This is a genomic window from Erythrobacter sp. THAF29, assembly GCF_009363635.1.
Lineage (GTDB): Bacteria > Pseudomonadota > Alphaproteobacteria > Sphingomonadales > Sphingomonadaceae > Erythrobacter.
In genome coordinates this window covers 829,852-845,320 of sequence record NZ_CP045392.1, presented here as the reverse complement: position 1 = coordinate 845,320, position 15,469 = coordinate 829,852, and the positions used below count along the sequence as shown (strand labels likewise).

Genomic DNA, 15,469 nt, shown 5'->3' with positions numbered 1-15,469 from the left:
CTTACTGTGGACAAAAACAAGGCTGCGACCCGCAGAATCCCGAGGATTGAAAGCGACTGTTGCAGCCGCGCAACGAGCGAGGGTTATTTCCCGTGCATAGGTTTGCATGAACCACGCGCGCCCTGCGTGCCGAGTCGCCGCGATTCGGGTCGGCGAAGCCGATCCTCAGCGTTCAGGCGAGGTTGATTTCGCGCAGCCGCTGCTGGAGGAATTCGTGGGCGGTAATCGGTTCGAGATCGACACCCGGGTCGGCATTCGGCAAGCACGAAGGCAGTGGCTCGATCAGGAAATCCGGCCTGAAGTGCAGGAAAAACGGCATGGAGTAGCGCGAACGCCGCGCCGCTTCCCCGCGCGGATTGACCACGCGGTGCGTTGTCGACCGCAGTGTTCCCGCGGTGAGCCTTTCGAGCATGTCGCCGACATTGATAACAAGCGCACCTTCGGGAACGTCGACCGCGAGCCATTCGCCCGATTTGCTCAACAATTCCAGACCTGCTTCTTCGGCGCCGAGCAGCAGTGTGATCGTGTTGATGTCGCCATGCGCGGCCGCGCGTATCGCGCCTTCCGGCGCGTCGGGACCGAGCGGCGGGTAGTGCAGCAACCGCATGACGGAATTGCCGTCCTTGACCGTCGGTTCGAAGTATTTCTGGTCAAGGCCAAGGTGCAGCGCGATCGCTTCGAGCACGCGTCCTCCGGCTTCCTCGAACGCGGAATAAAGCGCGCTGAAGGTGTCGCGGAAACTCTCGACTTCTTCGGGCCATACATTGGGCGCCATGTATTTCGCGAGCGGGTGGTCCTCGCCCAGCGAACGGCCGATATGCCAGAATTCCTTCAAGTCGAATATGTCGGCATCCTTGGCTTTCTCGGTGCCGAAAGGGGTGTAGCCCCGCGCGCCGCCGCCACCTTCGATCTTGTAGCTGCGCTTCACATCGTCCGGGAGCGCGAAGAACTCTTTGGACTTGGCTTCTGCGCGCGCGATCAGATCTGGTGAAATCCCGTGGTCGCGCACGACGGCGAAACCGTATTCGGCAAAGCTGTGGCCAAGCTCGCCCGCGATGGCCTCGGGTGGTTTCGCAAGCGAAACGCTCGCAATGCCTGCGGTTGTGCGGCCCGCAGTGTCGTTCTTGTTGTCAGTCATGAGCGCGGCCTTACACCTGCCCAGCACCCTCTGCCAAGCGTTTCGCTCAGCCCCGCTACATCGGCAGGAATATGCTCGCCAGCGCCGCACTCATGAGGTTTGCGAGGCTGCCTGCGGCGAGTGCCTTGAGCCCCAGACGCGCGATCACCGGGCGCTGGTTGGGCGCGAGTCCCCCGGTCACCGCCATCTGGATTGCAATGGAGGAAAAGTTCGCAAATCCGCACAGAGCAAAGGTCACGATCGCACGGCTTCGCTCGGTCAATTGCCCTTCGGTCATCGCGCCAAGATCGATGAAGGCAACGAATTCATTGAGAACGATTTTGGTGCCGAACAGGCCGCCTGCGATCTGTGCTTGCTCCCAATCCGAGATTCCGATCAGAAACATGACCGGCGCGAACAGGTAACCGAGCAATTGCTGGAACGTCACATCGGGAAAGCCGAACAATCCGCCGAGCCCGCCGAGAATACCGTTGGCGAGCGCCACGAGCGCTACAAAGACCATCACCATCGCGCCGACCGCGACCGCGAGCTTTACCCCCGTTTGCGTGCCTTGTGCTGCGGCTTCGATAATGTTGGCAGGGCGCTGGCCTTCCTCAAACGTCTCGGCCATTTCGACTTCGTGCGCCTTCCCGCCTTCGACAATGGCAGCCGGCCCCTCGCCAGAAATGCGTGATTGCGGCAATTCGATCTCTTCACCGTTCTCGTCATACATGGTCACGCGCGTCGTCTCGGTCGGCTGATCGACCGTTCCCTTCGCGCGAGCCCCCGCCATCTGGGCGACGCTGGGGTTTGCGGTTTCGGGCTCGGGATCGTCCGGCATGATGATCTTCGCCATCAGAATCCCGCCGGGCGCAGACATGAAGGCAGCTGCGAGCAGGAACGGCACGGCTTCCGAACCGATAAAGCTCGCATAGGCAGCGAGGATCGTTCCCGCGACGCCCGCCATGCCCACGCTCATAAGAGTGAAGAGCTTGGACGGTGGCAAGGCGGCGAGATAGGGCCGCACGACCAAAGGGCTTTCCGACTGGCCGACGAAGATGTTGGCCGCGCTCCCCAGCGCCTCGACCTTGCTGATCCCCGTGATCCAGCCGATCGCCCCGCCGACCCAGCGAACCAGTCGCTGCATGATGCCGAGGTGGTAGAGGATCGAGACGATCGCGGCGAAAAACACAATCACGGGCAGCGCCGCAATAACGAAGGTGTTCGTGAACGGGTTGGCATCCATCGGACCGAAAACGGCGGCGATCCCGATCTTCGAATAATCGAGGAGCGCGATCACCCCGTCCGACAGGAATTGGATCGTCGCGACACCGAAACTCGTTCTCAGGACGAGCAGAGCCATGACTGCCTGCAGCGCGAAAGCCGCGCCTACGACGCGGAACTTGATGTTGCGTTTGCCAGAAGACAGCAGAAAAGCGACGGCAAGGATGGCAACAATGCCGAGCAGGCTGAATAGGATGGACGTGATACTCTCGTTCACGGCTGGTGCGATGCCCCCGGATGGTTTGAGGTGGTTCGTAAAGCGCCTTCGACCGGGCGCCTGCGCGGGGCGTGGCATTTTGATCGCGCCAAGGCAAGCCGCGTGCATCATTGCGCGGGTGACAGCTTTTAGCGCGCATCTTCCCTTTTGGCAGCGACCGCCTTACGCCACTGGCGCATGAGCGAGACCGAGAACACTCCCCAGCACACAGGCCCGAATGCCGAGCGCGCACTGGCAACGCCGATGGGCCTTTTCGTCTACATTATTTTGTATGGCGGGATGACCGTGCTTGCAGGCGTGGTCGCGTTCAAGCAGGTGCAACTCTGGCTGAGCAATCTCGCGGTCGAAGCAGGTATTTTCCCGTTCTTGCTCCTGGTAGTGATCACCAGCACGATTGCGCAGCTCTACGGACAGAAACTCGCCAACAAGCTAATCTGGGTGGGGTTCATCCCGCTCGCGCTATCCGCGCTCCTCATCTACCTCGTGCTGTCGCTGCCGGCATCCCCAGAGATGCTGGAGTTCCGTTCCGCCGACCTGGCCGCATTCGAAACGGTGCTGGGCCAGACACCGCGGATCCTAATGGCGGGTCCGGCGGCATACATCACTTCGCTGCTTCTCAATGTATGGATCTTCTCGCGCCTGCGCGGCAGCGGCGAGGCGACGACATTCGGGCTAATGGTTAGGGGCGCAATCGCATCGGCGCTTAGCCAGGCGGTCGATTCGATCATCTTCATCACGCTCGCTTTCTACGGCGAGTTCGACATTACCAGCCTACTGATCGGCCAGGTGATCGCGAAGGTTACACTCAGCATCGTGCTGGTGCCGTTCCTCATCACGTTCGGCGTGAAGCTCGCACAATGGCTGGATGTACGAGAGCCGCGCGTGGCCTGAGCGGCAAAGCGAGGGCACGGAAAACACGCGCTCGGCTAGTAAAGCAGCGGTAGGGCGGAAAACGCGCTCTCAAGTAGCGAAGCGGTAGCGCGGAAAACGCACGCTCAAGTAGCGAAGCGATAGCGCGGAAAACGCACGCTCAAGTAGCGAAGCGATAGCGCGGAAAACGCACGCTCAAACAGCAAAGCGATAGCGCAAAAAGGTGGTGAGCCCTGCAGGGGTCGAACCTGCGACCTACTGATTAAAAGTCAGTTGCTCTACCGACTGAGCTAAGGGCCCCCATAGGGTCTCGGCGTGGGTTCCACTGCCGATCGGAGCGCTCACCTAGGCAGGGTGCGCGCACGGGTCAAGCGTGCATTCAACTGAATCAGCGACAAACCCGAAATGGGATCGCGCCAAGCCGGTGCAATCGTGCTCGCCGGGCCAAGCACGAATGCGCGTTTGCGGAACTCGGCATGCGGGATCGTGAGTGAGGAGTCGCCCCAATGTCCGCCGCTCCAAAGGATGATATCGAGATCGAGCACGCGGTCGCCCCAGCGGCGGAAGCTGCGCCGACCGAATTCGCGCTCGGCGTGTTTCAACCCGGCCAGCAGCGAAGGCGGATCGTATTCGCTTTCCAATAGCACCGCTGCATTGGCGAAGCGGCGTTGTGCGGGGCCGATCGGGCTGGTCGCGACGATTGCGGAGCGCGCGGTGACGGTGCCGAGCGCGGTCAGCTCCTCCATCGCCGCGCGCACGATTTCGTGAGGATTGCCGTAGAGGTGGTGCCGCCGGTTCGATCCGATCGCGACAAGATAGGTGCTGCTCACGCGAGCCGCTCAGATGTCTTCGCAGACGCGGCCGTAAAGCTGCGGACGGCGATCGCGAAAGAAGCCCATTCCCGCGCGATGTTTCGCCGCGCGTGCGAGGTCGAGCGTGGTGACGAGAACGCCTTCTTCGCCTGCGCCGAACTCTTCGACGAGATCGCCCCACTCGTCCGAGATGAAGGAATGCCCGTAAAAACTCTGCTCGCCCTGCGGGCCTTCGGCACCGATCCGGTTGGCGGCGACCACAGGCATGCAGTTCGAAACCGCATGCCCGATCATCGCCCTGCGCCACATACGGCTGGTGTCGAGATCGGCGTCATAGGGTTCGGAACCGATCGCGGTGGGGTAGAGCAGCAGCTCGGCTCCCTTCAAAGCCATCACCCGCGCGCATTCGGGATACCATTGGTCCCAGCAGATGCCGACGCCGATACGCACCGGATTGCCCCCGTCCCCCGGCACATCCCATACCTTGAACCCGTCATTGCCGGGGCGGAAATAGAATTTTTCCTCGTAGCCCGGCCCGTCGGGGATATGGCTCTTGCGATAGGTGCCCATGATCTCGCCGTCGGGGCCGATCATGGCGAGCGTGTTGTAGTAATGATGCCCGTCGCGCTCGAAAAAGCTGGTGGGGATCGCGATCCCGAGCCTCGCCGCGAGTTCGCGCATTGCGATCACGCTGGGGTGCTCAGCTGTAGGCCGGGCGAGCGCGAACAGCGCCTCGTCTTCCACGCGGCAGAAATAGGGGCCGGAAAACAGCTCGGGCGGCAGCACGAGCTTGGCCCCGCGCGAAGCGGCCTGTTCGACCAGTGCAGCGACGGCTGCGATATTCGTGTTCTCGTCCTCGCGACCCAGCGCAAGCTGGAGGGCGGCGACGGTGATGGTGCTCATGCGCCGCCCCTTAGAGCTATTCGGCTTTGCGGAAAAGCAGTGTCATCCGGTCGCTTTCGCCGATCGCAGCATATGTCCCGCGATCCTCGTCGCCCTTGGCGTAGCTGGGCGGCAGGGTCCACACGCCGTCTTCGTAATCGGCAGTGTCCTTGGGATTGGCATTGATCTCGGACGTATCGACCAGCTCCAAGCCCTTGCCCTCGAAAAAGGCGATCAGGTCGTCCTGCGTAAGGTAGCCCTTGTTCCCGTCGACGTAATCCTCGGGCGCGTCGGGCTTGGCGCGGTGCTGCACCACGCCGAACAAACCGCCGGGTTTGAGCGTCTTGACAAGCGCCTCGATCTCGCTGTCGGCCACGCCCCAGCGGATAAGATTGTGCATCATCCGGATCATCAGCACCCGGTCGACCGCCCCGTTGAGGTCTTCGGGGATCGCATTGGTGTAGTAGAATGGGACCTTTTCAGGTGGCAGGCCGAGCGCTTCCGATTGCTCACCCGAGAAGCTCTCGCCAAAACCTCGCACCCGCTCGACGAACTCCTCGCCCAAAGGAGCGGCTGCCTCGGGCGGGAAGCTTACCGCGAAATAGCGCCCGTTTTCGGCCAGGTAGGGCGCGAGGATGCGCGAGTACCAGCCGCCTCCCGGCGCGTATTCGATCACCGTGTGGTCGGGTTCGACCTGGAAGAAGGCAAGCGTTTCCGCCGGGTGGCGGAATTCGTCGCGCGCGCGGTCATCGTTGCGGCGTTCGTGTGCGAGTACTTCTTCCAGTGCCGCATTGCGCTCGGCGCTGTCTTCGACCTGGGTGCCCACCGGATCGGCAGAACAGCTGGCGAGCACGACCGAGCCCGCCAGTGCGATTGCTATTCTTTTCATAAGTCCCTCCGTCGATCTTCGATCAGTCCAGCTTCCTGAACAGCAGTGTCATGCGATCACTTTCGCCGATAGCGAGATACTTCTCGCGGTCCTGGTCGCCGTAGCGAAGCACAGGCGGAAGCGTCCACACGCCGCCTTCCCAGTTGGCCGGATCCTTTGGATTGGCGTTGATTTCGCTCGAATCGACCAGCTCGAATCCATTCGCTTCGAATATGGCGACGACCTGCTCGGTCTTCATGTAGCCCGGCGCGGGCGAATAATCGGAAAACTTCGCATCCTTGGGTGCGCGGTGCTGGACCACGCCGACCATGCCACCGGGCTTGAGCATCGTGTAGGCCGCATCGAGCACATCGTCGGCCGTATTGCTGTTGGCCAGGCCGTGCATCGAGCGGAAGATCAGCACGCGATCAACCGTGCCTGCGACGTCTTCGGGCATCTCATCGATTTCGAAGGCGATCACATCGTCTTCCGACATGCCCGACCCTTCGGCGAGACCCTTCTTGAAATTCTCGGTCCAAGCCTTTGCGCGCACTTCGCGTGCGCGGCTATCATACGTTCGCGCATCGCTGTCACCGTTGAACGCAATGTAGGTGCCCTGCGGCATGATCCAGGGTGCGAGCACGCGGGTGTACCACGCGCCGCCCGGACCGTATTCGGCGACGGTCATGGTCGGTTCGACCTGGAAAAATGCAAGCGTCTCCGCCGGGTGGCGATACTGGTCGCGCGCCCGGTCATCGTCGCGGCGCTCGTGCGCGAGCACTTCCTCCAGCGTCGGGGCGGAAGCGCTGTGATCGTCGGCGTTGACCGGCACGGTCGAAGCGAAAGCCACGGCGGCCATTGCGGCGAGCGGGGCAAGGTGAAGCGGTTTCATGGCAGTGGGATCCTCTCTTCATCGAAAAGCTGGAAACGTCCTGACGCAGCGCGGACGCTATGACAAGGGATTGGCACCAACCCTTTCAAATCCGGTCGGCCTTCCTATGTCGCTGATCGAATAAAGGAGTTCAGAACCGATGGAACAGGCGATTGTGGCAGGCGGCTGCTTCTGGTGCACAGAGGCGGTGTTTCGCGACGTAATAGGCGTGACCGAGGTCGAAAGCGGCTATATCGGCGGCGACACCGCAAACCCGACCTACAAGGAAGTCTGCACCGACAATACCGGCCACGCCGAGGCGATCCGCGTCACCTTCGACCCCGATACGATCAGCCTGGGCGAGATCTACGATGTCTTTCTCGGCACCCACGACCCGACCCAGCTCAACCGGCAGGGCAACGATATCGGCACGCAGTACCGCTCTGCCATCTTTCCGCTGTCGGATGAGCAAGCGCAGGAGGCCGAAGCAGCGATCGGCCGGTGGAATGCAGAGCACGGGAAGGTAGCGGTGACCACCATCGAAGGCCTCGAAGATGGCCAGCAGATCAAACAATGGTATCCGGCCGAGGACTACCACCAGGAATACTGGGAAGGTGAAGGCCAGCGGAACCCGTATTGCCTCGCGGTGATCCCGCCCAAGATCATGAAGCTGAGGAAGAGCTTCCAGAAGTACGTCAAAGCCTGATAGATCTCGCCGCGCCGGGGGAGGACGTATGGCGCGGCAATTCACGAGATCCTACACGCACGACCATGAGGTGAACGCCGACGGGTCGGTCGCTTTCACGTGCTCGACCGAATTCGAAGCGTGGCCTTGGCTCACGCTCGGTCCGCATCATCCGGTGGTGGTGCAAGCACAGAATTTCTGGTGCAGCGTCGGCGCAATCCTGAAGCTCGATGAGATGCAAGAGGGCCAGTGGTCTGCACTCACTTGGACCGAATGGGTATGCGGAGAGGCCGGTGTCAGCGATGCGGTTCGCGGAACCTACGAGCGTGAGAGGTCGGGCAAGGATCGCCGCTATCTCATCACGCTGTTCGACGCGGAGGACCGCGAAGTAGTCCGGATGCGCGGGCGCGGCGTGGTTTTCCGGACCCGCAATTTTGAGGAGTGGCGCGGCGAGGCAAAGCGCGAGGCGAAGTGGCATGCCGATCGCGACAACTTCGAATTTGCACCTCGCGAACTACTCGGCATAGGCGAATGCGAGCACTCGCTGGTAGGGCTTGGCACGAAGCATGATCCCGACACCATCCCGGCGCTCGTCACTTCGGAGAACGGGCTTCCGCCTGCCAATCCGATGCTTGGCGGTTCGGGCGACCACGTCAATTCGGTCCACATGATAGAGGCCGCGCGACAGGCCATGGCGGTCCTCAAGGGCGGCCCTGATTTCGAGATTTCAGGCGGGGAAATGCACCTCAATCGCTATGTCGAGCTGGGCACGCCCTTTTCGCTTCGAGTCGAGAATCAAAGCGAAAGCGAGGTTGGATTTCAGCTCGACCAGCTTGGGAAACCCTGTGCCGAGATCACGCTGCGCTTCGGCGATGCTTAGGGCTTGCGCCAGCGACAAATAAAAAACCCGTCCAGCCCGCCATCTTCGGCGAGCATGCCGGGATGCGTGCGGACCCAGCCCTCGGCGGTCGGCTTGAGACCGGCTGGCAGTTCCTCGTCGGAGACCGGCAGCGGATCGAGATCGAAGGTCTCGTCGATCCACGCGGCCTGCTCCTCGCCCTCCTCGCGCTCGAGCGAGCAGACCGCGTAAACGAAGGTCGCGCCGCTCGGCAGCCATTCGATGGCTTTCATAATCAGCGATTGCTGGATCTCGATCATCTCGCCGATCTGGCGCGGGCCGATGCGGTGGAGCACATCGGGGTGGCGGCGACAGGTGCCGGTCGCTGTGCACGGTGCATCGAGCAGGATCGCGTCGAACTGCTTTGCGGGGACATAGGAGAGTGCGTTCGCCTTAACGACTTCGGCTTCCAGGCGAGTGCGTTTGAGGTTTTCGCGCAGCATCTGAAGCCGCTTTCCGCTGATATCGAGTGCGGTGACGTTCCAGCCGGCGGCGGCCAGCGCCAGCGTCTTGCCGCCTGGCGCGGCGCACAAATCGAGCACGCGCCTGCCTTCTCCCTGCCCAAGCAGGCGGGCGGGCAATTGGGCGGCCAGGTCCTGAACCCACCATGCGCCTTCCTCGTAGCTCGGCATCTGCTCGATCGGCGTTCCGCGCGGCAGGCGGATGTGTCCCGGAGCGAGGCTCACACCGCCCATGTCGAGCGCTCGCGCTTCGGTTTCGCTCGCATCTTTGAGCGCAAGATCGACCTCTGGCGGGTGGATGAGGCCCGGTGCAATTTCCTCCGCCCGCTCGCCCCAGCGCGCCTGCACCGCATCGGGCAAGGTCGGCACATCGGGCAGTGAGGCCTCGCGTTTCATCAAGGTCGAGAAGACGCCGTGCGTGAGGCGACGCGGGCCGCCGGACAACAGAGGCAACCCGGTTGCGACCACGGCATGCGGAGGCGTGCCCAGCCGCAGCGCCTGCGCGAGCATCAGCCGCAGCACGCTGCGTGGTTTCGCATCGTCGGGCAGCCGCTTTTTCGTCGCGCTGTCAATGAGTTCATCGAGATCGGTCAACCAGCGCAGGGTCTCGCCGGCAATCGCCCGGGCAAGAGCACGGTCGGCAGGGCCGTCGACCCCCTTCATCGCCGCGCTTTCTGCCTGTTCGAGCGTCTCTCCTCGGCGCAGAACGGCGTCGAGCAGCTTGAGCGCGGCGCGGCGCGCTGGAAATCCTGGTTGGACGGGCATCGCTGCTGCCCATAACAGCATTGAAACCAAGCGCCAGCATGCGCATTGTTATGATGCGATGACCAAGCAGAAATCCAAGGCCGCCAAGAACTTCAAAAAGCCCGCGCACTGGACCAACGATCCCGTGCCCGAGCCAAAAGCGGTCGATCCGATGAAGGACGAACCGCTTGAGCAGTCTCCCACGCGCTATGGCGACTGGGAGAAAGACGGCATCGCCTGGGATTTTTGACCCATTCTAGTTGTTGAGGGTGTCGACAGCGGACACGTATCTTACTTCGACCTTGATCGGGATTACATCGACGTTCTTCAGTTGGTGGATCCCGCAAAACCCCATTGATGATGAACCGGTGGAGCCGGTTCCAACGATCTCGGTGGCACCGCCACCCTGCTTGATGATGGAGCGGACTTCGAGTTCGCCGCCGCGCGGCCACGGCTGGCGGACCTGCCATGTATAGGGGACGAAACCGGGCCCCGCGCAGGAGGACTGCGGAGCCTGGGTGTGATGGTCGGCATAGAGTTCCATTCCGCCGATTTCGCGTAATTCACCCGGCTCAAGACTTATCTGGAGCGTATCCTCGCCCCACAGCCGATATCGCTGGTTTATCTCGATCTCGGGTGCGCGGGGACCGACCTGGGATTCAGTCGCGGACAACTCGGGCTGACCGGTTGCAACGGGTAATGGTGTCGGTGTCGGCATCGGATCCGCATTGCTGCCAAACAGACCGTCCATATTCGAAATTACTGCGGCAGATATCACTCCCACAAGTCCGATCACGGCAGCGATGATGATTGCTCGATCCTGGGCAGACGTCATGTGTCCCACTCCTCCAACGCCCACGCGCAGGAAGATAGCATAGTCGGGGCCAATTCTGAATTGATCGGTATCCGGATCGGTTCAGGAAAGAGGCACGAACGTCACTTTCAGACCGTCCTTTGGCTGCGGGATCGGCCATTCCTGCCATGCAGGCGCGTAGCCTTCCTCGACCTCGATGCGGTAGCGCTGAAGCAATTGCGTCATCAGCACCTTCACCTGCATGTAGGCAAAGTGCAGTCCCAGGCACATGTGGGCGCCGCCGCCGAACGGAACCCAAGCATATTTGTGCCGCGCTTTCACCTTGTCCGGCGTGAAACGCATCGGATCGCAGGTGTAAGGATCGTCCCAGTATTCGGTCGAATGGTGGGTCCAGTAGATATTGATCCCGCACGGCGTGCCTGCCGGAATGCGATATCCGCCGAACTCGAAGCTTTTGAGTGCCCGGCGCGGCATGGAAGGCACCGGCGGAATGAGACGCAGCGTTTCTTTGAACGCCATTTCAGTAAGCTCGAGCTTGCCCATATCGTCATAGTCGAGCGGGCGCGGCCTGCCCGAACCATCGGGGCCTCCGGTCACGGCGAAGACCTCGTCGCGAAGCTTTTCCTGCCATTCGGGATGCTTGGCGAGCTGGTACACCATCGAGGTAGCGCTTGATGTAATCGTATCGTGCGCCGCCATCAGCAGGAAGCTCATGTGATCGACCACTTCATCGACCTCGAGCAGCGAGCCATCCTCGTGCGTAGCGGTGACGAACTGGCTGAACATGTCCTGCCCGCCGCCCTCTTTCCGGCGGCGCAGCGTCTCCTTGGTGAGATACTCCACCATATAGGCACGGCCATCGACACCTTTCTTCATCTTGGTGAAAGGCAGAGGTCGACGGACAGGCGCGACCGAGGCCTGCACCATGTCGACAAAAGCGGTGTTGATCTTGTCCGCTTCGGGGCCCCACGGAATGCCGAGGAAGCTCTCTGCCGCGAGGTCGAGCGTAAGCTGCTTGATCGCCGGCTGGAACAGCATCTCGCCTTCCCACTTGTCGACTTCGCTCGCGATACCGGAGTTGAGCGAGCCCGAATAATGCCGCATCGGCCCGGGCTTGAACGCGATCGAGAGCGCACGCCGATCAATCCGGTGATGGTCGAAATCCATCAGCATCAGACCGCGGGGAAACAGCTGATCAAGCACCGGACCCCAGCCTTGCTCGCTCGAAAAGATCTTGTCCTTGTTGAACAGGACCAGTTCGTTCGCTTCTGCCCCGACAAGCGCCACGTTCCAGCCGCCGAAGGCGCGTGTCTTGTAAACCGTGCCGTAAGTCTCGACCATGCGTTTAGTGAAAGCATGCGGGTCGGCGAGCATCTTGAAGGTATTGCCGACCACAGGCCAGCCGCCCTCACCGGGAATGTGTGAGAGGTCGCCCTCTGTCGGATTGCCTTCGGTCCAGTGGGTCGGGGTTGCGGGCGGGGTCTGTGCGAGAGTGGCCATGGGGTGGGGTCCGTAACAGGTTCGGATTAACAACTAACCCCAATGTAAATAAGGTTCGGGTTCAAATCCAGCCGGAAAGCTCGCGCCGGATCATCGCGTCGAGCATCGCCACCCCGGCAGCACTCGCATTAAGGCAATCGAGCACGGCATATTGCTCGCCGCCAGCCTCTAGAAATTCGTCGCGACCCTCGAGCGCGAGCTCTTCCAGGGTCTCGACGCAATCGACGGCAAATCCGGGCGCTGCAACGACGAGCCGCCTGGTTCCCTTCTCGCCTTCCGCGATCAGCGTGTCGTCGGTCGCGGGTTCGAGCCACTGCGCAGGGCCGAAGCGGGACTGGAACGTCGTCTCGAACCTTACTCCTGCAAACTCGTCCCGCTCCGCGAGCCGCTCCCGCAGCAGTCGTGCCGTCTTCTGGCAGTGGCAGTGATAGGGATCGCCCTTTTCGAGCGTGCGCTGGGGCATTCCGTGAAACGACAGCAGCATCACCTCGGGCTTGAATGAAAGCGCGGCAACCTGACGCGTCAGGTCTTCGGCAAGCGCATCAAGATAAAGCGCATCGTCATGATAAGGCGGGACGAAGCGCAAGGCGGGCTGCCAGCGCATCTCGCCGAGCACACGGGCAACCTCATCGAACACAGTGGCGGTCGTCGCGGCGCAATATTGCGGATACATCGGCGCGATCAGGATCCTGTCGCAGCCCTTTTCGGTGAGTTCGGTGAGGCGCTGTTCGATCGACGGCGAGCCGTAGCGCATCGCGTAGTCGACCACGATATTTTCGCCCAGGTCGCCCGCAATCGCTTCGGCCTGCTTCGCGGTAAAGTCGGCAAGCGGCGAGCCGCGATCCGTCCATATCTTCGAATAGGCCTCGGCGCTTTTTTGCGGCCGCGTGTTGAGAATGATCCCGCGCAGGATCGGCTGCCAGGCGATCTTGGGGATCTCGATCACGCGGGGATCGGACAGGAACTGCTTCAGGTACCGTTTTACCGATTTGGCATCGGGCGCATCGGGCGTGCCGAGATTGACCAGCAAAACGCCGATTGCCCCGCTCTTTACGGGCGGATGCTCGTTGGGAAGGCGCTGCGATTGCCAGGTCATGATCGGGGTAACGCGCAGGGCGCGCAAGCTATCCTTCTTGGTCTGGGCATTTGCGTGGTTGCGGTCAGCCCCGTTCAGATCCCACCTGAAAGTAGGGGCAGACGGCGCAACCGCAAGCCCGTCGCCGAAAACAGCGCATTGGCGATGGCCGGTGGAGCGATAACGGCGCCGAGTTCGCCCGGATCTGCAGGCGCTGCGGAGCTGGCGATAAACTCAATCTCGATCTCGGGACAATCGGCGAGGCCGGGTACGCCCAGGCTCGCATAATCATAGCTTTCGGGAAGACCCGAGCGGAAACGCACCGCATTGCCCAGAGCAATTCCGATGCCGAAGATCAGCCCGCCTTCGATCTGCTGGCGGGCGAGGTCGGGGTTGACGATCCTGCCGATATCGACCGCTGCCGAAAGCTTGGAAACGCGCATGCCCCCTTCGCCTTGGCGCGCCGTCGCAACGCAGGCGATACGCCCACCGGTTGGCGCATCGCCAATCCGGTAGCAGGCGAGGCCCTGACCGCTCTGGTCGCGCCCGCCGCCCCAGTTTGCAAGCGATGCCGCACGCTGCAGGCAGGCAGCAAGCCGTACATCATCGCCGAGCATGGGCATGCGGAAGGACAGCGGCTCAAGTCCATTGGCCGCAGCAATCTCGTCGATGAAACTCTCGATCGCGAAGGCTGTGTAGCTGTGCGAATTGCCGCGCACGCGTCCGACCGGCAGGCCGATCTCGACTGGAACGTGTTCGACCACCAGGCTGGGGAGGCGGTAGGCGGGAACCGCGCCTTCGCAAGCTAGCTCGTCCTTGCGACCCGAGCTGTCGCGGATAGCGGCGGCGGGCGTTGTGTTATCGAACAGACGCTCGCCGAATTCATGCATTGCAGGCGGGCAGGCAATCCGCATACGCATTGCGTCGAGGGTCGAAGTCCCGCCTTCGGCAAGTTGCGCGCCGATCAGGACGTAAGCGGGTGTGCGCGGGCGCGAATGAATCAACTCGTCGCGGCGCGGCCATGTCAGCTGGACCGGGCGGCCCAGCTCTTGCGCGATCGCCGCAACTTCGATCGCATGATCGTGTTCGAGCCTCGCATCGAAGCTTCCCCCCGCGGGCATGGGATAGAGCGCCACATCTTCGACCGCGAGGCCTACCGCCTTGGCAGCTGCCGCTCTTGCCTGTTCGGGTGCCTGGCTCGCGATCCACAATTCGAGCCGTCCGTTCCGGAAACGCGCAACAGCGCTTGCAGTCTCGAGCGGAGCGGCGAATGCGGGTTCGATTTCGTATCGGCGCGCAATGTCGACCCGGGTCATCACATCCTCGCCGAACCCTGTCTCGGCAATGCGAAAACCGGCCCCTCCATCGACCGATGTGTCGAGCCGCGCATTCATCTCTTCGGACCCCACCGGATAGGCGACCTTGAATTGCGGCTTCATCGCTTCGATCGCCTTGTCGGCGGTCCACCAGGTATCCGCCGCCACCGCCAGCCAGCGCCTGGACCGAACCGCGCCGACCACGCCATCGATGCCTTGCGCGGCGCTCTCGTCGAAGCCGGTGAGCTCCGCGCCATGATTGGGACCGTGCCTGATAGAGGCATAGACCATCCCCGGCAGCCGAACGTCGCTTGCGAACTGGTATGACCCGTCGACCTTCGAAGGGAGGTCGATGCGCGGGTAGAGTGGGGGGGCATCCGTAATATCGGGCAGCGCTTCGGCAATCGGCGGCTCCGGGCGCAGCGGTGGGGGGTCAAGCGGCGTACGCGTCGCAGCGCCTGCAGCGAGCTCACCGAAGGTCGCGCGTTCGTTGCCGTAAGACACGATCCCGGCCTCAACTTCGCATTGCTCCCAAGGGACGTCCCAGCGCTCGGCCGCCTCCTGCGCGAGCATCGCCCGTGCCGCTGCACCTGCGGTCCGGCAAGGCTCTTCGAATGCGAGCAGCGAGGTGCCATCGGCGGTCGCAGTGAAACGCTGGGCTCTTGCAAACCGCTCGGTCAACAGCTCATCGGTCGCCTCGCTAAGGCCGCGTCCCAACGGATCCCACAGCGGCATCCATTTCGCTGCGAGAGGGATGTTCGCATAGGCACCTGAGATCGGCGCAGGCTCGATCGCTATCTGGCGCCAGTCCGCACCCAGTTCGTGAGCGACGATCTGCGGCAACAGTGTCGTTACCCCCTGCCCCATTTCAAGCTGGGGAACCGCGACGGTAACCACCCCGTCCTCAGCGATTTTCAGCCAGGCGTCGAAGACGTGCTCCCCGCGCGAAGGCACGAGCGGATTGGGGTAGGTGCGCGGCATCAGATACCATGCCAGGATCAAGCCGCCGCCCGCTGCCGCTCCGGCGATGAGTTTGCGTCGCGTCAGCTCCATCT

15 protein-coding genes and 1 tRNA gene are annotated in these 15,469 nt (G+C 62.2%); 4 read left to right on the top strand and 12 right to left on the bottom strand.

Going from position 1 to position 15,469, the window contains the following annotated elements; genetic code table 11:
* Window positions 1-172 precede the first annotated feature (172 nt).
* Together FIU90_RS04270 and FIU90_RS04265 are read right to left on the bottom strand one after the other, a co-directional pair.
* Window positions 173-1,138, bottom strand: coding sequence for an isopenicillin N synthase family oxygenase (locus FIU90_RS04270; protein WP_152433657.1), 966 nt, complete (start codon window positions 1,136-1,138; stop codon window positions 173-175).
* Between the two features lie 55 nt (window positions 1,139-1,193).
* Complete coding sequence (locus tag FIU90_RS04265; RefSeq protein WP_234029622.1) at window positions 1,194-2,618, bottom strand: NupC/NupG family nucleoside CNT transporter; 1,425 nt, start codon at window positions 2,616-2,618, stop codon at window positions 1,194-1,196.
* 177 nt (window positions 2,619-2,795) lie between these two features.
* On the opposite strand from FIU90_RS04265, the gene FIU90_RS04260 reads away from it, so the two are divergent.
* Complete coding sequence (locus FIU90_RS04260; RefSeq protein WP_152433655.1) at window positions 2,796-3,509, top strand: queuosine precursor transporter; 714 nt, start codon at window positions 2,796-2,798, stop codon at window positions 3,507-3,509.
* Between the two features lie 203 nt (window positions 3,510-3,712).
* Here the strand turns inward: FIU90_RS04260 and FIU90_RS04255 are convergent.
* The 5 genes from FIU90_RS04255 to FIU90_RS04235 form a co-directional block, all read right to left on the bottom strand.
* Window positions 3,713-3,788 (bottom strand) — tRNA-Lys (locus FIU90_RS04255).
* Window positions 3,789-3,829: 41 nt separating this feature from the next.
* Window positions 3,830-4,318 carry a 2-amino-4-hydroxy-6-hydroxymethyldihydropteridine diphosphokinase gene (gene folK, locus FIU90_RS04250; RefSeq protein ID WP_152433654.1) on the bottom strand — a complete coding sequence of 163 codons (489 nt, stop codon included), beginning with the start codon at window positions 4,316-4,318 and terminating at the stop codon, window positions 3,830-3,832.
* 9 nt (window positions 4,319-4,327) lie between these two features.
* Window positions 4,328-5,203 carry an N-carbamoylputrescine amidase gene (gene aguB, locus FIU90_RS04245; RefSeq protein WP_152433653.1) on the bottom strand — a complete coding sequence of 292 codons (876 nt, stop codon included), beginning with the start codon at window positions 5,201-5,203 and terminating at the stop codon, window positions 4,328-4,330.
* A gap of 16 nt (window positions 5,204-5,219) precedes the next feature.
* Window positions 5,220-6,071 carry a class I SAM-dependent methyltransferase gene (locus FIU90_RS04240; RefSeq protein ID WP_152433652.1) on the bottom strand — a complete coding sequence of 284 codons (852 nt, stop codon included), beginning with the start codon at window positions 6,069-6,071 and terminating at the stop codon, window positions 5,220-5,222.
* A gap of 22 nt (window positions 6,072-6,093) precedes the next feature.
* Entirely contained in the window at window positions 6,094-6,942 is an 849-nt protein-coding gene (locus FIU90_RS04235) for a class I SAM-dependent methyltransferase (RefSeq protein ID WP_152433651.1), read from the bottom strand.
* 139 nt (window positions 6,943-7,081) lie between these two features.
* Here FIU90_RS04235 and msrA point away from each other — a divergent pair, with 139 nt between their 5' ends.
* Window positions 7,082-7,627: a peptide-methionine (S)-S-oxide reductase MsrA gene (msrA, locus tag FIU90_RS04230; RefSeq protein ID WP_152433650.1), complete on the top strand. Its 546-nt coding sequence runs from the start codon at window positions 7,082-7,084 to the stop codon at window positions 7,625-7,627.
* A 28-nt stretch (window positions 7,628-7,655) separates the two neighbouring features.
* A complete protein-coding gene (locus FIU90_RS04225) occupies window positions 7,656-8,486 on the top strand; it encodes a hypothetical protein (RefSeq protein WP_152433649.1) in 831 nt (276 codons plus the stop codon).
* On the opposite strand, the gene FIU90_RS04220 is transcribed toward FIU90_RS04225, so the two are convergent.
* On the bottom strand, window positions 8,483-9,730 hold the full coding sequence (locus FIU90_RS04220; RefSeq protein ID WP_152433648.1) for an RsmB/NOP family class I SAM-dependent RNA methyltransferase: 1,248 nt from the start codon (window positions 9,728-9,730) through the stop codon (window positions 8,483-8,485). The two genes, FIU90_RS04225 and FIU90_RS04220, sit on opposite strands and share 4 nt — an antisense overlap.
* 58 nt (window positions 9,731-9,788) lie before the next feature.
* Between FIU90_RS04220 and FIU90_RS04215 the strand changes: the two genes are divergently transcribed.
* Window positions 9,789-9,959 (top strand): DUF1674 domain-containing protein, encoded by a 171-nt coding sequence (locus tag FIU90_RS04215; RefSeq protein ID WP_152433647.1) that lies wholly within the window; start codon window positions 9,789-9,791, stop codon window positions 9,957-9,959.
* A gap of 6 nt (window positions 9,960-9,965) precedes the next feature.
* Here FIU90_RS04215 and FIU90_RS04210 read toward each other — a convergent pair whose 3' ends face one another.
* From FIU90_RS04210 to FIU90_RS04195, 4 genes are all read right to left on the bottom strand, one after another.
* The gene (locus FIU90_RS04210) at window positions 9,966-10,544 is read right to left on the bottom strand and encodes a hypothetical protein (RefSeq protein ID WP_152433646.1); all 579 of its coding nucleotides are present in this window, start codon (window positions 10,542-10,544) and stop codon (window positions 9,966-9,968) included.
* Between the two features lie 81 nt (window positions 10,545-10,625).
* Window positions 10,626-12,023: a cytochrome P450 gene (locus FIU90_RS04205; RefSeq protein ID WP_152433645.1), complete on the bottom strand. Its 1,398-nt coding sequence runs from the start codon at window positions 12,021-12,023 to the stop codon at window positions 10,626-10,628.
* A 61-nt stretch (window positions 12,024-12,084) separates the two neighbouring features.
* Window positions 12,085-13,119: a ferrochelatase gene (gene hemH / locus FIU90_RS04200; RefSeq protein WP_152435689.1), complete on the bottom strand. Its 1,035-nt coding sequence runs from the start codon at window positions 13,117-13,119 to the stop codon at window positions 12,085-12,087.
* Between the two features lie 74 nt (window positions 13,120-13,193).
* Window positions 13,194-15,467: a xanthine dehydrogenase family protein molybdopterin-binding subunit gene (locus FIU90_RS04195; protein WP_152433644.1), complete on the bottom strand. Its 2,274-nt coding sequence runs from the start codon at window positions 15,465-15,467 to the stop codon at window positions 13,194-13,196.
* Window positions 15,468-15,469: the final 2 nt, after the last annotated feature.

What these genes read in the sequence shown, in the direction of transcription:
- FIU90_RS04270 (WP_152433657.1), bottom strand. Translation starts at nt 1,138, where the DNA reads ATGACTGACAACAAGAACGACACTGCGGGCCGCACAACCGCAGGCATT.
- FIU90_RS04260 (WP_152433655.1), top strand. Translation starts at nt 2,796, where the DNA reads ATGAGCGAGACCGAGAACACTCCCCAGCACACAGGCCCGAATGCCGAG.
- aguB (WP_152433653.1), bottom strand. Translation starts at nt 5,203, where the DNA reads ATGAGCACCATCACCGTCGCCGCCCTCCAGCTTGCGCTGGGTCGCGAG.
- FIU90_RS04240 (WP_152433652.1), bottom strand. Translation starts at nt 6,071, where the DNA reads ATGAAAAGAATAGCAATCGCACTGGCGGGCTCGGTCGTGCTCGCCAGC.
- FIU90_RS04235 (WP_152433651.1), bottom strand. Translation starts at nt 6,942, where the DNA reads ATGAAACCGCTTCACCTTGCCCCGCTCGCCGCAATGGCCGCCGTGGCT.
- msrA (WP_152433650.1), top strand. Translation starts at nt 7,082, where the DNA reads ATGGAACAGGCGATTGTGGCAGGCGGCTGCTTCTGGTGCACAGAGGCG.
- FIU90_RS04225 (WP_152433649.1), top strand. Translation starts at nt 7,656, where the DNA reads ATGGCGCGGCAATTCACGAGATCCTACACGCACGACCATGAGGTGAAC.
- FIU90_RS04220 (WP_152433648.1), bottom strand. Translation starts at nt 9,730, where the DNA reads ATGCCCGTCCAACCAGGATTTCCAGCGCGCCGCGCCGCGCTCAAGCTG.
- FIU90_RS04215 (WP_152433647.1), top strand. Translation starts at nt 9,789, where the DNA reads ATGACCAAGCAGAAATCCAAGGCCGCCAAGAACTTCAAAAAGCCCGCG.
- FIU90_RS04210 (WP_152433646.1), bottom strand. Translation starts at nt 10,544, where the DNA reads ATGACGTCTGCCCAGGATCGAGCAATCATCATCGCTGCCGTGATCGGA.
- FIU90_RS04205 (WP_152433645.1), bottom strand. Translation starts at nt 12,023, where the DNA reads ATGGCCACTCTCGCACAGACCCCGCCCGCAACCCCGACCCACTGGACC.
- hemH (WP_152435689.1), bottom strand. Translation starts at nt 13,119, where the DNA reads ATGACCTGGCAATCGCAGCGCCTTCCCAACGAGCATCCGCCCGTAAAG.
- FIU90_RS04195 (WP_152433644.1), bottom strand. Translation starts at nt 15,467, where the DNA reads ATGGAGCTGACGCGACGCAAACTCATCGCCGGAGCGGCAGCGGGCGGC.